This is a genomic window from Paenibacillus sp. M2 (genome assembly GCF_046713495.1).
In the GTDB taxonomy this organism is placed as follows: Bacteria; Bacillota; Bacilli; order Paenibacillales; family Paenibacillaceae; genus Paenibacillus; species Paenibacillus amylolyticus_B.
The window spans coordinates 3,026,635-3,040,862 of the sequence record NZ_CP169648.1; the positions used below are offsets into that span (position 1 = coordinate 3,026,635).

General features: G+C 44.3%; 10 protein-coding genes. 8 read left to right on the forward strand and 2 right to left on the reverse strand.

The features are described 5' to 3' along the window. Positions 1-3: 3 nt before the first annotated feature. Positions 4-1,728 (reverse strand): cellulase family glycosylhydrolase, encoded by a 1,725-nt coding sequence (locus tag ACETMN_RS13945; RefSeq protein ID WP_091016704.1) that lies wholly within the window; start codon positions 1,726-1,728, stop codon positions 4-6. Positions 1,729-1,987: 259 nt separating this feature from the next. Here ACETMN_RS13945 and ACETMN_RS13950 point away from each other — a divergent pair, with 259 nt between their 5' ends. From ACETMN_RS13950 to ACETMN_RS13970, 5 genes are all read left to right on the forward strand, one after another. After that, positions 1,988-2,818 carry an amidohydrolase family protein gene (locus ACETMN_RS13950; protein WP_091016702.1) on the forward strand — a complete coding sequence of 277 codons (831 nt, stop codon included), beginning with the start codon at positions 1,988-1,990 and terminating at the stop codon, positions 2,816-2,818. 465 nt (positions 2,819-3,283) lie between these two features. Beyond that, positions 3,284-4,726, forward strand: a complete 1,443-nt coding sequence (locus tag ACETMN_RS13955; protein WP_091016700.1) for a 6-phospho-beta-glucosidase — start codon at positions 3,284-3,286, stop codon at positions 4,724-4,726. Between the two features lie 488 nt (positions 4,727-5,214). Next, on the forward strand, positions 5,215-6,045 hold the full coding sequence (licT, locus tag ACETMN_RS13960; protein WP_091016698.1) for a BglG family transcription antiterminator LicT: 831 nt from the start codon (positions 5,215-5,217) through the stop codon (positions 6,043-6,045). 211 nt (positions 6,046-6,256) lie between these two features. Continuing rightward, a complete protein-coding gene (locus tag ACETMN_RS13965; RefSeq protein WP_091016697.1) occupies positions 6,257-8,140 on the forward strand; it encodes a beta-glucoside-specific PTS transporter subunit IIABC in 1,884 nt (627 codons plus the stop codon). A gap of 496 nt (positions 8,141-8,636) precedes the next feature. Further along, positions 8,637-10,106: an Msr family ABC-F type ribosomal protection protein gene (locus tag ACETMN_RS13970; protein WP_091016695.1), complete on the forward strand. Its 1,470-nt coding sequence runs from the start codon at positions 8,637-8,639 to the stop codon at positions 10,104-10,106. A 289-nt stretch (positions 10,107-10,395) separates the two neighbouring features. Here ACETMN_RS13970 and ACETMN_RS13975 read toward each other — a convergent pair whose 3' ends face one another. Beyond that, the gene (locus tag ACETMN_RS13975) at positions 10,396-10,986 is read right to left on the reverse strand and encodes a biotin transporter BioY (RefSeq protein WP_091016693.1); all 591 of its coding nucleotides are present in this window, start codon (positions 10,984-10,986) and stop codon (positions 10,396-10,398) included. A gap of 112 nt (positions 10,987-11,098) precedes the next feature. Between ACETMN_RS13975 and ACETMN_RS13980 the strand changes: the two genes are divergently transcribed. The 3 genes from ACETMN_RS13980 (at position 11,099) to ACETMN_RS13990 (ending at position 14,147) form a co-directional block, all read left to right on the forward strand. Next, a complete protein-coding gene (locus ACETMN_RS13980; RefSeq protein WP_091016692.1) occupies positions 11,099-11,953 on the forward strand; it encodes an ATP-binding cassette domain-containing protein in 855 nt (284 codons plus the stop codon). After that, positions 11,938-13,707 carry an ATP-binding cassette domain-containing protein gene (locus ACETMN_RS13985; RefSeq protein ID WP_091016690.1) on the forward strand — a complete coding sequence of 590 codons (1,770 nt, stop codon included), beginning with the start codon at positions 11,938-11,940 and terminating at the stop codon, positions 13,705-13,707. Before ACETMN_RS13980 ends, ACETMN_RS13985 begins: the two co-directional genes overlap by 16 nt. A 140-nt stretch (positions 13,708-13,847) precedes the next feature. Next, positions 13,848-14,147, forward strand: coding sequence for a hypothetical protein (locus ACETMN_RS13990; RefSeq protein WP_091016688.1), 300 nt, complete (start codon positions 13,848-13,850; stop codon positions 14,145-14,147). Positions 14,148-14,228 lie beyond the last annotated feature (81 nt).

Sequence of the window (14,228 nt, forward strand, 5' to 3'; positions counted from 1 at the left end):
CTATTATGAAGCTACGCCAACAACGCTGGTTCCATTTTTCGTGATTTTGTACGTCAGCACATCTCCGTTCCAGAAATGGAACTTAAGTGTGACTTCGCCATCATTGGTTTCATTGAAGAAGTTAGGTTTCAGCTCAATCACATTACGTTCGTAATCTGGGCTAAATGTGTAGGAGAATTCTTTGAACGAAGTCCAGTTCTGTGGACCGGCGTTCTCTCCGTTTGCATATGTTGCTTCCATCGTGGCCAGCTGATTGCCGTTAAACGTAGTCGGAATGGCAAATGCACTGGTTGTACCAGTTGCATCGTTCAACTTAGGTGTGTCATATTTAATGATATTGAAGTTCCAGTCAGCACCTTGGTTGAATCCAGCTGTGAGTGTGGCATTTACGCCCAAATCACCAGAGGCTGTCAATTTGGTTAACAGATTGGATTTTAACGTAAGTACATCTTTTTTGATCGTATAGTCTTTACCTCTGACAAGAGGGGTAGTGCCATTCTTCAACGAATTGAATTTGTTCCCATTCAGATTGAGTTTTACCTTCTTGTCTTGAATGGCTTCATTTTGTTTAAGATATACGAGGTCCGTTTCGGCTGTGGATGAGCGACCTGTCCAGCTGGCTTTCATGGTATTGAATAGTTCCTGATCAGACCAAGTAAAACTTGTGCGCCCGAAGTGTTGTCCGTTGTCCCACAACATCGTTGTCATCTGTTTTTGGCGCAGATATTGTCCAACAAATTCGAAGAATTTCAGTTTTTCGCCTTGCTCGATGACACCTGTGTGCTGGTCAAAACCAAGCAAGCCATACTCACCAACGATAACTGGAATGCCTTTCGCTGTAAAAGCATTGTATACCCGATCAAATGTATCGGTAACGTCCTTCTGTACTTCCTCGTTATACTTGGTGTAACCCGCGATGTTCACACTGAATGGCCAGAACCCGTAGTAGTGAACGGTTGCAATAATATTCGTGTCATTCAATTTTTGAATGGTCTTATTCAGTTCATCCAGATCAGGTTGAGCGGAAGAGGTATGCATCGTTGGAAGCACAAGTGGACGTGTCTCGTTGTTTCCACCCGAAGTTCTTACGATCTTGTGAAAAGAAGTATTCAACTCGTCCAGCATGCGATATCCAATCGCTGCATCTGTTGTGCCGCCTTCGGAGAAACGTGGTTCGTTAACACTTTCGAACATAAGTTTATCGGATGCATCTTTGAATTTGTCCGCAATCTGAGTCCAAGCGGCGTTGTAACGTGCAAGCACGTTGTCATGGTCTTTCTCCATGTAACTGATCCAGCGCCAGGAATCATGGTGAAGATTGATCATGACGTAGAGATCCGCATCGAGGGCCCAGTTTACCACTTCTTGAACCCGATTCATGTAAGCGGAATCAATTATGTAGTCGGGTGCGTCACCGATGTGGGCTTCCCAGGTCACAGGAATACGGATACTGTTGTAGCCCTCAGCTGCAATCGACTGAATTAGTTCCTTCGTAATGCGTGGGTTGCCCCAGGCTGTCTCATCCTCACCAACGGCGTCCAGAGAGTTACCCAGATTCCAGCCAGGCTCCATGGCGTTCACATAGGTCTGCATTTTACTTGGAGGGGGTGAGGCACTGGCCTGTTCGCTGTTGTCAGTTGCAGCTGAAGCCATAGCGGAGGAGAATAGAGATAGAATCAGGGCAGTCACAAGTGTAAGAGATAGGACTGATTTGCGGTTTTTTTTCATTAATATAGTCTCCTTCGAATAGAGAATGGTTGAACGTGAATAGCGGTTAAGCAGGGTGAAAATAGAGCTCAACGCAAACAAAAATTCACTTGTTTAATACTGGAATCACCACCGATTTATGCCCTGAAAGCGTTTTCGTAATTTACTATATCATGATTTAATATTGGACAATACCTGCACAATTGGAATAAAAATCATGTGAAAATCAGTGATTTCTTTTTAATGATAATAAATTTAAATACCCTGGGAGAGATCTAATATGAAGCTGGATGCACATCAACATTTCTGGGAATACAATGTCGCCGAGTACGGATGGATTGGCGAAGAGATGAAAACCATTCGTCAATCTTTTCTTCCGCAAGATCTTGAACCTTTATTGGTCCAATCAGGACTGGTTGGATGTATTGCGGTACAAGCCAGACAATCACTGACAGAAACCGAGTGGCTTCTGCAGCTGGCAGATCGGCATGAATGTATCAAAGGTGTTGTCGGATGGGTAGATCTTTGTTCAAATGAAGTTCGGAATCAGCTTGAACTATTCGCATCCAATCCGTATTTGAAGGGCGTACGTCATGTCATACAGGATGAACCTGATCTGGATTATGTATTGAGAGAAGACTTTCAGCGCGGAATTTCATTGCTAAAAGAGTATGATTTGGCCTATGATCTGTTGGTATCCAAGGAGCAACTGCCTTATGCCGTTGAATTGGTTAAGGCGTTTCCTGAGCAGCGATTTGTACTTGATCATCTTGCCAAACCCGACATAAAATCAGGTATAATCTCACCATGGAAAGAAGCACTTGAGTCATTGGCCGCACAACCTAATGCGTACTGTAAACTTTCAGGAATGGTGACGGAAGCAGACTGGGCGAATTGGACTCCGAGCGACTTTACAGCCTATCTGAATATCGCCATAGAAGCCTTTGGTGCGGAACGGTTGATGTTTGGGTCCGACTGGCCGGTGAGCAACGTTTCAGCTACGTATTCTGAAGTATACGGTCTCATTAACTCTCACATTAATGTCTTACCTATACTAGATCAACAGATGATTCTTGGCGGCACATGTGCTGCGTTCTATCAAATATCGTAGTGGGCAATCCGAAGCTAAACCGGTTTCAAGAAGTTGACAACTGTTCTGATTCTTGCTAAAGTTTTATCCAATCCGTATAATCATGATCTGGGAATGTTACCGATATGGGCATAACCTGAGCTGGCTTGTTTACACGTAATCGTGTACCCAGGCTGGTTCGGGTTTTTTCTATTTAAGTTGAACAACCGTTTTACACGTGACGACTGCGCGGACAGAACAATCTTCCAATCGCTGTTATCCCCAGATTTTTTAATCCCTTTTTTAAAGGGGAAATCCGGTGATAGCGTATGCTTCCGATGTAGCTTTCTTGCAGAAAGCTTGTAGGCGAACGCTTCGCTTCTCCAGATTTTTTCTGTCCTCTCCGTTTATGTGTAATTGTGTAGTTCAACTTAAATATTTTGTCTTATTAATGTTTCTTACGATTGGAGCGGTTAGCTGAATTACATATTTGGAAGGAGAATGATGATGACGAATTTTAAATTTCCTAAAGACTTTTTGTGGGGTGGAGCCATTGCTGCCAATCAGGCGGAGGGCGCGTATCTGGAAGATGGCAAAGGGCTGAGTATCGTTGACTTGCTGCCAACAGGAGAGAACCGCAGAAGTATTATGAAAGGTCATGTTCCAGCTTTCACGCCGCTTGCTACCGAGTTCTATCCTTCACATGAAGCGATCGACTTCTATCACCGTTACCCTGAAGACATTGCTCTGTTTGCCGAAATGGGATTCAAGGCACTGCGTGTCTCCATTGCCTGGGCACGGATTTTCCCGACAGGAGAAGATGCACAGCCAAATGAAGCCGGATTACAATTTTATGATAACCTGTTTGATGAATTGTTGAAAAACGGCATTGAACCTGTGGTTACATTGGCTCACTTTGATGTGCCTGTGCATCTGATCGAGAAGTATGGCAGCTGGAGAAGTCGTGAACTGGTAACGCTATTTGAAACGTACGCTACAACGGTATTCACTCGCTACAAAGACAAGGTGAAATACTGGATGACATTTAATGAGATCAACATGCTTTTACATCTTCCGTTCCTTGGGGCGGGGTTGGCGTTTAATGAAGGGGATAACATTAAGGAAATTCAATATCAGGCTGCTCACCACCAACTGGTTGCAAGTGCACTGGCAGTCAAGGCATGTCATCAGATTATTCCTGGTGCCATGATTGGGTGTATGCTCGCCGCAGGAAGCTTCTATCCGTATACTTGTAATCCGGAAGATGTGTTCCAGGGGATGGAAAAAGATAGAGAGTCCTATTTCTTCATCGATGTGCAGTCACGTGGGGAATATCCGGGTTACGCCAAACGTTTCTTCAAAGATCACGAATTGAACATTGTTATGCAGCCGGGTGATGCGGAAATCTTGAAGAATCATACGGTAGATTATATCGGGTTCAGCTACTATTCAAGTCGTACAACTAGTACCGATCCGGAAGTTATCAAAAATATGACCAGTGGTAATGTATTTGGCTCGGTAGCCAATCCATATCTGGCGAAGTCCGAATGGGGATGGACGATTGATCCCAAAGGATTCCGTATTACCGCCAATCAACTACATGATCGTTATCAGAAGCCTCTGTTTGTTGTTGAGAATGGATTTGGTGCCAATGATGTGGTTACCCCGGAAGGTGAAGTGGATGATGCGTACCGGATTGACTACTTGAAACGGCATGTAGCTGAAATGGGTGAGGCCATTCAGGATGGGGTGAACATTATCGGTTACACCAGCTGGGGACCTATTGATATTGTAAGTGCATCCTCAGGTGAGATGAGAAAACGTTATGGCTACATTTACGTGGATCGTAATAATGAAGGTCAAGGTGAGCTGACACGACTGAAGAAGAAGAGTTTTAATTGGTACAAAAATGTGATCGAATCCAACGGATCAAACCTGGGTGACGAGTAGTTTATATTTTTCTGAATTAAAATGGCCTTGTACAGCAATAAAACATCGGAAGTTTCATCTATGTAAATTGAACTAAACATTTACACAAAACGTAGAGGACAGAAAAAAGCTGGAGAAGCGAAGCGTTCGCCTTTATCACCGGATTTTCCCTTTTAAAAAGGGAATCGAAAAATCTGGGGATAACAGCGATCGGAAGGTTGTTCTGTCATCGAAGTAGCTAGTGTAAATATTCTCTAGTTCAATTTATATAACCATGGAACTTCCGCTTATTCCCGCATTGAAAGCGTTGACATATAGTCAGGTTCGCGCTATACTTGACGCAATTATATCGTTTCTGGGATTGTTACTACTCGAAGTAGGCAAAACCTAAGCACCAAAAAAAGCAGACCACCATGTCTTGTTTATTTTGTGATGCTTCAGGTTTTTTTTGTATGCCCAAAAGACGATGTATAACTGCCAAGAGAGTGGAACGTGACGGGGGGATTGAAGTGAAAATAGCAAAGGTTATCAACAATAACGTCATTAGCATCTATCAGGCGGATGGAGCAGAGCTTGTGGTGATGGGACGTGGGATTGCCTTTAAGAAAAAGCCGGGGGATACAGTAGACGAAACCCGCATCCAGAAAGTATTTGCATTGAAAAACAAACAAACTTCCGATAATTTCAAAATGCTGCTGCGCGAAGTTCCGATGGAACTGATTGAAATAGTGGAAGAGATCATCACGTATGCGCGTGAGAACCTGGGCCGAAAGCTCAATGAGAACATCTATGTATCTCTTACAGATCATATTAACTTCGCCATCGAACGTTATCGGGAAGGCGTGGAGATCAAGAATGCATTAATGTGGGAGATCAAACAGTTGTACAAGCCCGAATTCGAACTCGGCCTGAGGACGTTGGAACAGATCAACACCCGAATGAATATTGAGCTTCCACCAGATGAAGCGGCTTTTATTGCCCTTCATATTGTCAACGCAGAGATGAACGAAGAAGTTATTACAACGATGAATATTACGAAGTTTATCCAGCAGATTATTAATATAGCGAAGTATCATTTCAAAATGGAATTTGATGAGGACTCTCTTAGTTATTTTCGCTTTATCACACATCTGAAGTTCTTCTCCCAGCGTGTGCTCAGTGGTACGCATTACGACAACAACTATGATCATTTCTATGACATGATTAAGGAGAAACATCCGGAAGCCGCAGCGTGTACGGAGAAAATTGAGTTGTTTGTCAAAAAGGAATACAATCATGAGCTGACCAATGAAGAAAAATTGTATCTGACGGTTCATATCGAACGAGTGGTTAATCGATAATATTTAAATGTTGACAAAAATGGTTTAATTATAATAATATGTGATTAACAGGAATTGAATACGATTTAACTGGGATTGTTACTGGTTATGCAGGCAAAACCTAAGTCATGAGAAGGTCAGGACCATTGTGTCCCCTTGCTCAAGGCTTAGGTTTTTTGCGTGCAAAAAAATCGGTAAAGGGCCTGTTTGAGAAAAAGTGGGGGTGCAGATCATGAGTCAAGAGAAACTGGCCAAAGAGATTGTAGAACTGGTCGGCGGTGAGAAAAATGTGGAATCGCTGGTTCATTGTGCAACACGATTACGGTTTGTATTGAAGGACGATGCCAAGGCAGACAAAGCCAAACTGGAGAAAACAGAAGGCATCATCGCAGTCAAAGAAAATGGAGGACAGTTCCAGGTAGTTGTTGGTAACAAGGTGCCTGAAGTCTATAGTGCCATTGGACAGATCAGCAACATTCTGGATGATTCGTCAAACAAAGAAAAACCGGGCAAAAAAGCCAAGGGGATTGGCGGTATCATTGATATCATTTCCAGCATCTTTGCTCCACTTCTGGGAGTTATGGCGGGAGCCGGTATTCTAAAAGGGTTATTGTTGATTGCAAGTAATATCGGATGGCTGGAAACGACAGAAACAACTTATACGATCCTGTATGCAGCAGCAGATAGTCTCTTCTACTTCCTGCCTCTGTTGTTAGCGGTTACAACAGCACGTAAATTCCAGGGAAATATGTTTGTCGCGATGACGATTGCAGGGGCACTTATCTATCCATCCATCGTCACGTTGAAAGCAGAGGGAACACCAACGGATTTCTTCGGTATCCCTGTCATTCTGATGAACTATTCATCAACGGTTATTCCTATCATTTTAGCTGTCATTGTCATGAGCAAGTTGGAGAAGTTCTTTAATAAGACACTTCACGATAGTGTGAAAAACTTTGTTACACCATTGTTTTTGTTAGTGATTATGGTACCGCTGACACTGTTGGTATTCGGACCATTTGGTGTGTACGTTGGTAATGCAATTGCAGCCGGGCTCGTTGCCGCATTTGGATTCAGTCCATTGCTCGCTGGAGCCGTTATGGGTGCAAGCTGGCAGCTGCTCGTGATCTTCGGAATACACTGGGGTCTTATTCCGGTATTTATCAATAACGTTGCAGTGTATGGACAGGATGGCGTAAAACCCGCTGCGACAGCTTCAATCTTTGCCCAAACGGGTGCTGCTTTTGGGGTTATGTTGAAAACCAAGAACAAAAAACTGAAAACGCTGGCGGGATCATCCACGTTGACGGCTTTGTTCGGTATTACGGAACCGGCCATCTATGGGGTAACATTACCACTGAAACGTCCATTCATTGCAGGAGTTATCGGTGGTGCAGTTGGTGGAGCTATCATTGGTCAAGCGGGTACATTGGCATTTGCATCCGGTGCACCAGGGTTGCTGACCTTGCCAATCTTCTACGGACCAGGTGGACAAGGTTTCCCAGGATTGATTCTGGGTATCGTAGTATCCTTTGTTGTTTCGGCTGTACTCACGTACATTATGGGCTTTAAAGATCCGGTAGAAGAAGAAACAAAAACCGAACCTGCTGCATCTGCCGAGCAACCTGTTCGTGCAGCGAATGCTTCGGACGAAATTGTATTTAGCCCAATCGAAGGAACAATTGTTGAATTATCGGAAGTTCCGGATCCGGCCTTTGCATCGGGAGCCATGGGTAAAGGTATTGCGATTGAGCCAGCTGTGGGCAGAGTTGTAGCGCCTTTTGACGGTACAGTTACCGTTGCATTCAAGAAAAAACATGCTTTGGCTGTAGTGTCAGACACTGGTGCTGAAATATTGGTTCATGTGGGAGTTGATACCGTTAAATTGGATGGGCAGCATTTTGTTTCCCATATCAAGGAAGGCGATCGGGTCCAAGCGGGAGATCTGTTGCTTGAGTTCGATATTGCACAGATTAAGGCTGCTGGTTTTCATACGGTGACACCTATTATTGTAACCAACTCAGCCAACTACGAGGATGTAATTCCACAGGCTACAGGTCAGGTTCATAGCCAGGAGCTTCTATTGAAGTTGAATAGCGGAAAGGGACAGGAATAAAAGTAGATTGATGTATTAATCTGATGGTGAAGTGTTTTCATCGTTCCGTTGACATGGTGGAATTGGAAAATTATAATTAGGATTGTACATCTATACATGATAATGAAAGGTGGATTATTGAACATGACACATGCGATGAGACTGCGTTTCCTCCCTTTGAATCGTTAATTGAATACGTTCAAAGGCTCTGACCATTGGTTCAGAGTAAACGGGATCAGTCTGTCATTTTCAATCATCCTGACCTTAAAATAAGTGTTTTACTCGCGTTCCCGTTTACGTTGAATCACAGGCTGTGGCCTGTGATTCTTTGTTTTTTCTTCTAATTAACTTAATCATGTAAATAATTTAGGTAAAGGCGCTCAATAGAGACTACAGGAGGTACACCGCTATGATGACGTTGCTATTCTATTGATACGAGCTGGCACGATAAGCTCGTATCGATAGAAGTGTTCTTCGCTATCGATACGAAATAAATCTTATTTCGGAGGTAGCGAATATGGAAAAGATATGTTTTGAATTAGAACAGGTTGAGATGACCTATATGGATAAAGTAATACTGAACATTGAGCGACTGGCTGTGCATCAACTGGATCGCATTGGTGTAGTAGGTGGTAATGGTCAGGGTAAAAGTACACTATTGAAACTCATTACGGGGCAGATCCAGCCAACAGCCGGAAAGGTAAAACGTTTTGCAGAGTTTGGTTATTTGGAACAAGTGGAACCACCCCAGTCTAACGAAAGTATTGAAGTTGATGGGGCTTTACTCAGTAAATTAGCCATACCTCAACACGATCAACCATGGAGCGGCGGAGAACAGACCCGTCTAAAACTGGCTCAAATGTTCACTCATTATCATGAAGTACTGTTACTGGATGAACCAACAACACATCTGGATCAAGAGGGCATTACATTTTTACTGGATGAATTGCGTTATTACTATGGGGCGCTTGTGCTGATCAGTCATGATCGTGCGGTTCTGGATGAACTGGTGACCACGATCTGGGAAATCCATCAAGGTGAGGTTCGCGTATATTCCGGCAACTATAGCGATTATCAGGCTCAGAAGAGGCTGGAGCTTGAACAGCAAAACCAGGCCCATGAACAGTTTTCCAAGGAGAAAAGACGATTGGAGCTGGCCGCTCGGGAAAAGATGAAGAAAGCCGAGAAAATAACGCAGGCCGGAAGCATGTCCAAAAAAGAATCCAAGGCAAAAACAAACCGTATGTTTGAAACCAAATCCAAAGGCACCAGTCAAAAAGCGGTGCACCGCGCAGCCAAAGCGATTGAACAGCGGATGCAACAACTTCAAGAGGTGAATGCGGTACAGCAGGTTCGGCCAATGATCTTCCGTCAGCCGAAGACATTGGAGCTGCACAACCGATTTCCAATTATGGCTGATCGCCTTACACTTGAGGTGGAAGGTCACATATTGTTGGAGGATGTAAGTTTTCAAATTCCATTAAAACAAAAAATAGCGATAACCGGAGCCAATGGCAGCGGGAAAAGCACATTGCTTAACCATGTTTTCCATGCTGGAGATCACATCACGATGTCTCCAAAAGCAAAGCTCGGTTATTTTCAGCAAATGAGCTATCGTTTCACGACAAAAGAGACCGTCTTACAATTCCTGAAAAATCGTTCGCAATATGAGGAATCAGAGCTCAGAAGTGCGTTGCATGCGATGCAGTTTACAGGTAATGACTTGCTGAAGAATGTTGGGACATTAAGTGGAGGAGAAGCGATTCGTCTTCAATTATGTCACTTGTTTCTGGGCCAATATAACATTCTATTGTTGGATGAGCCGACGAATTTTCTTGATATGCATGCATTGGAGGCGTTGGAGCATTTTATCAAGGCCTATGAAGGAACGATTCTGTATGTATCTCATGATCAGAGGTTTATTGAAAATACAGCGGATCAACAATTTCAGATTATAGAGCGTCAATTAATTCAGGTGAATATATAAGCTGAACTAAAGAATATTTACACTGGACACTACGATGACAGAACAACCTTCCGATCGCTGTTATCCCCAGATTATTTTGATTCCTTTTATAAAGGAGTAAATCCGGGGATAAAGGCGAACGCTTCGCTTCTTCAGGCTCTTTCTGTCCTCTCCGTTTCGTGTAAATGTTTATTTCAATTTATATAGAATATAAATTTATAGGGGATGAGAAGTAACGAAACCGCCAAAGTGATTTTGGCGGTTTTGTCGTTTTCAAGATAGGCAGATCGGATGCCTTATGTAGCTTCTATTAAGACTCCGCTTTTACAACCGCTGAATGCATGTTACCTGTGAGACGTTGAGGTGGGAAAACCATGCGCACGGGCGCAATGATGATGGCAGCAAATACAGCTTTAATCAGATCCCCAATAATGTAAGGATAAAACCCTTGAATCATGGCCTCAGGTAGGTCCATTTTGTAAGCATAAGCAAGCCAAGGGACACCCGATACATACACGAGCAGTGAACCAAATAGTTCAAATACAACAAAAGCGAGAATGAATCCTGTGACACCTTTGATATTGATTCGTGCAAGCAACAGTCCAATTAATAAAGCGGAGATCGGCCACATCATCACATATCCTCCGGTAGGTCCAAGAAGTACCGCAAGTCCTCCGGTCCCGTGCAGCAAGGGGAAACCAAGAGCGGTGAGCAGAACAACCATGGTAACGCTTAGGAAACCATATAGTGGACCAAGTAATCCTCCGGCCAGCATGACAGCCAAGGTTTGTAATGTTATCGGTACAGGGGAGAAGCCAATGGGAATGCTTATGTAACCAAAAAGTACTAAAAATGCGGCCATAAGTGCGCTGAATACAATACCTCGCAAAGATAATTTCATGTTTGAACAATCCTCTCCATTTTGGTAATATGATTGTTAACCAATAATATAAATGTGGTTGACGATTAGGATCGTACCACATAAAAATAGAAAGGGAAAGGACTAATTTACGATGCAAGGCAACCTGCCTATAATTACATTAGAAGATGTTCGGGTGCATTATGCTTCCGAAGGTGGTCAGGTGAGGAAAGCGCTGGATGGGGTCTCACTTATGCTGCACCAAGGAGAATGGATTAGTATTGTAGGGGCGAATGGCAGTGGAAAAAGCACACTCGCTGGACTACTGATTGGATTCATTCCACTATCTGGAGGGGTACGGGATATCTCGGATGAACTTACCGTTCGGGGTGTATTGCAGCAACCGGATGCACAGGTACTAGGCGATACGATTGAAGAGGAGTTTCATTTTGCACTGTCACCATTGATGGATTCTGTAGAAGAGCAATTGGAGCGCAGGCAGGATGCATTACATACTGTAGGACTTCAATATCCCCCGGAGAAGGCTGTCTCACAATTATCCGGTGGACAGAAACAACTGCTTAATATTGCTGTAGCGCTCGCAGCCAAACCGGATATATTGATTCTGGATGAGCCAACAGCCATGCTTGATCCCGGAGCAAGAGACCGTATCGAGTCCATCGTTCAGAAGATTACCCAGCGAGGGACAACGGTGATCTGGATTACACACCATCTGGAGGAAGCAACCCTGTGTCATCGAATCATTGCTATGGAGAGGGGACGTTGTGTGTACAACGGGGAGCCGGAGTCCTTTTTCTATGAAACAGAGCTGAATGAGAAGGCTACACGGGAAAATGTACAGCTATCCCCCTGTGAACGGTTAGGGTTGGATCCTCCTTTTACTGTAAAAACTGCGTTATTGCTCAAGCAAAAAGGTATGATGCCAGAAGCCATGCCACTGCGACCTGAGCAACTGGCTAAGGAGGTCGCACGTTGGAGATCGAGCTAACCAGTATACGTATAGAAGCATCGGAATCGAGCAAACGTGCACTGCTTGAAGATGTGAGTGTCCAGTTGAACAGTGGGGAAATCACCTTGCTGCTGGGCTGTACGGGTTCAGGAAAAACAACTTTACTACAGACGTTGGCTGGTCTGAGACCGCCCGATGCAGGAAGTATCACATTGGATGGCACACCTTTCTGGAAAGAAGGAAAAGTGCCGCAGTCGATTTTATTGCAAATGGGACTACTGTTTCAATTTCCGGAACAACAACTGTTTGCCCGAAGTATTCAGCGTGAATTCACATATTCTCTGCGTCCCTATCGACTTTCAGAGAAACATCAACAAGAGCAGATCATAAAAGCACTGAAGCAATGGGACCCGCCAGTGTCCTCAGAGTTGGACCGACGTTTTCATCTGGACAGGTCACCATTTGCTCTAAGTGGGGGAGAGAAGCGCAGGTTAGGTCTTGCTCTCGGAAGTGTGACCAATCCACACTGGCTTCTGCTGGATGAGCCAAGCGCAGGGTTGGAAGCGCAAAGTGTCGGGCTTTTGCTGGATGTATTGGAGCAACATCGTCTGGCAGGTGGTGGGGGCGTGGTAGCAACCCATGATCTGGATACATTTTTGCCTTGTGCGGATCGAGTATTGCTGTTGCAGGAAGGCCGTTTAATCGCCGATCTTACGCCGAGAGAACTTCACAAAAGGCCTGAACTGCTGGAGCAGACAGGGATCGGACTGCCGCCATCGATGAGACTGGCACAGCAGTTTAGAGCAGCGGGTCTTGAGCTGCCTTTGACCGCGATGACGCCAGAAGAGATGGCTGAATGTATTGTTCAGTCCAAGCTAGTTGAAGTACAGATTCAAAACGAATCGATAGAAGCATCATGGACGGTAGCGAAGGAAGTCAAGAACGATTCAATGAAGTATGAAAAAGAAGCACTGATGCTGTCGTCCATTAAAACGGAAGATGATCCAAAGCTTCTTCCGAACACATGGACTCATTCAGGCGGATTATATGGCGTCATGGACCCGCGTCTGAAATGGATTCTGTATATCTTGCTGGTCACTGCTGCGATGCTTCAACAGCGCTGGTTGGGATTGACGTTAACACTGGTGCCGGTAATAGCAGCACTTGCCGTGCTCCCGCGTCAGACTTTGGCTGGATGTATGAAATTAATGAAGCCACTGTTATTCTTTTTCATCATATCAACGGCGTTATCTGGGACAACCCTTTCAACAGAGGGAGGAGGTCTGCACTTTGGCTTTTCCCTGATGCAGGCGGAGGGCACTTTGCTGAATGTGTATCGTTTGTTTATCGTCACGTTGGCAAGTCTATGGTTTTCACTGACGACGCCTTATGGGCGAATGGTAGAAGGGCTTAACTGGGTACTCGGTATCGGTAAAAAGATCAGGTTGCCCGTAGCTTCGTTCGCTCTAGCTGTTTCGTTAATCTTTCGGTTTATCCCGATGATCTGGAGTGAGTGGCAGCGATTCTCACTGATCGTACGGGCACGTGGAAAGGCAGCTTTAAGACCAAATACCGTTCGAATTCGTGACCTGGGTCCGATGGTGATTCCCTTGTTAATGGCACTGTTCCAACGTGCAGAGGATATGACCATTGCGATGGAAATGCGTAAAGTTAGAGAGCACTCTATGCTCGGAGGACGTTCATCGTTATTAGTATGGTCCAAACGTGATACCTGGATTAGCCTCGCTGGCCTCATTGTTTTTGTACTATTAATATGGATTCGCCAATTGTGATGGCGATAATGATCGTGATGGATCCGGTAATGGATCGAAACCTAAACGCAGTGTTTTCCAAAGATCATGCATAAATGCGTTTGTCCTCGCTCACAATAAGTGGACGTTGATCATCTGAAGTGGATCAGGAGGGATAAACGATGAAAGATAAGTTTTTGCGTGAAGAACGGCAAGAATATACCGATGTGTCTACGGTGGAGTCGCAGCGAAACGATATCACTCTTGAAGAATTCCCGGAGGGTCCTTACGGTTCATCTCTGTTATCCGAGTCTCTCGGGAAAAGTTCTCCGTGGCGGGTGGATCAAAGGTCTGCACATCGTTTTGATTATGAAAATCATGAACTTCACGAGGGAGAAGTAAGGGATTATCCAGGTCAGGATATTTTTGACGAAACGGTTCCGGATAACGTGTCCAAACCTCAATACCCGGAAGAATCGTAATGACAATTTGAGATAAATTAGAGTATAGCCTCCGACAGGTTTTGTCCTGTTCGGGGGTTATTTTTCGTTGTATTTAATGAA

Bases quoted from the DNA above. Each gene is read 5' to 3' on its own strand.
- ACETMN_RS13945 (WP_091016704.1), bottom strand. From the start codon at position 1,728: ATGAAAAAAAACCGCAAATCAGTCCTATCTCTTACACTTGTGACTGCC.
- ACETMN_RS13950 (WP_091016702.1), top strand. From the start codon at position 1,988: ATGAAGCTGGATGCACATCAACATTTCTGGGAATACAATGTCGCCGAG.
- ACETMN_RS13955 (WP_091016700.1), top strand. From the start codon at position 3,284: ATGACGAATTTTAAATTTCCTAAAGACTTTTTGTGGGGTGGAGCCATT.
- ACETMN_RS13965 (WP_091016697.1), top strand. From the start codon at position 6,257: ATGAGTCAAGAGAAACTGGCCAAAGAGATTGTAGAACTGGTCGGCGGT.
- ACETMN_RS13970 (WP_091016695.1), top strand. From the start codon at position 8,637: ATGGAAAAGATATGTTTTGAATTAGAACAGGTTGAGATGACCTATATG.
- ACETMN_RS13975 (WP_091016693.1), bottom strand. From the start codon at position 10,986: ATGAAATTATCTTTGCGAGGTATTGTATTCAGCGCACTTATGGCCGCA.
- ACETMN_RS13980 (WP_091016692.1), top strand. From the start codon at position 11,099: ATGCAAGGCAACCTGCCTATAATTACATTAGAAGATGTTCGGGTGCAT.
- ACETMN_RS13990 (WP_091016688.1), top strand. From the start codon at position 13,848: ATGAAAGATAAGTTTTTGCGTGAAGAACGGCAAGAATATACCGATGTG.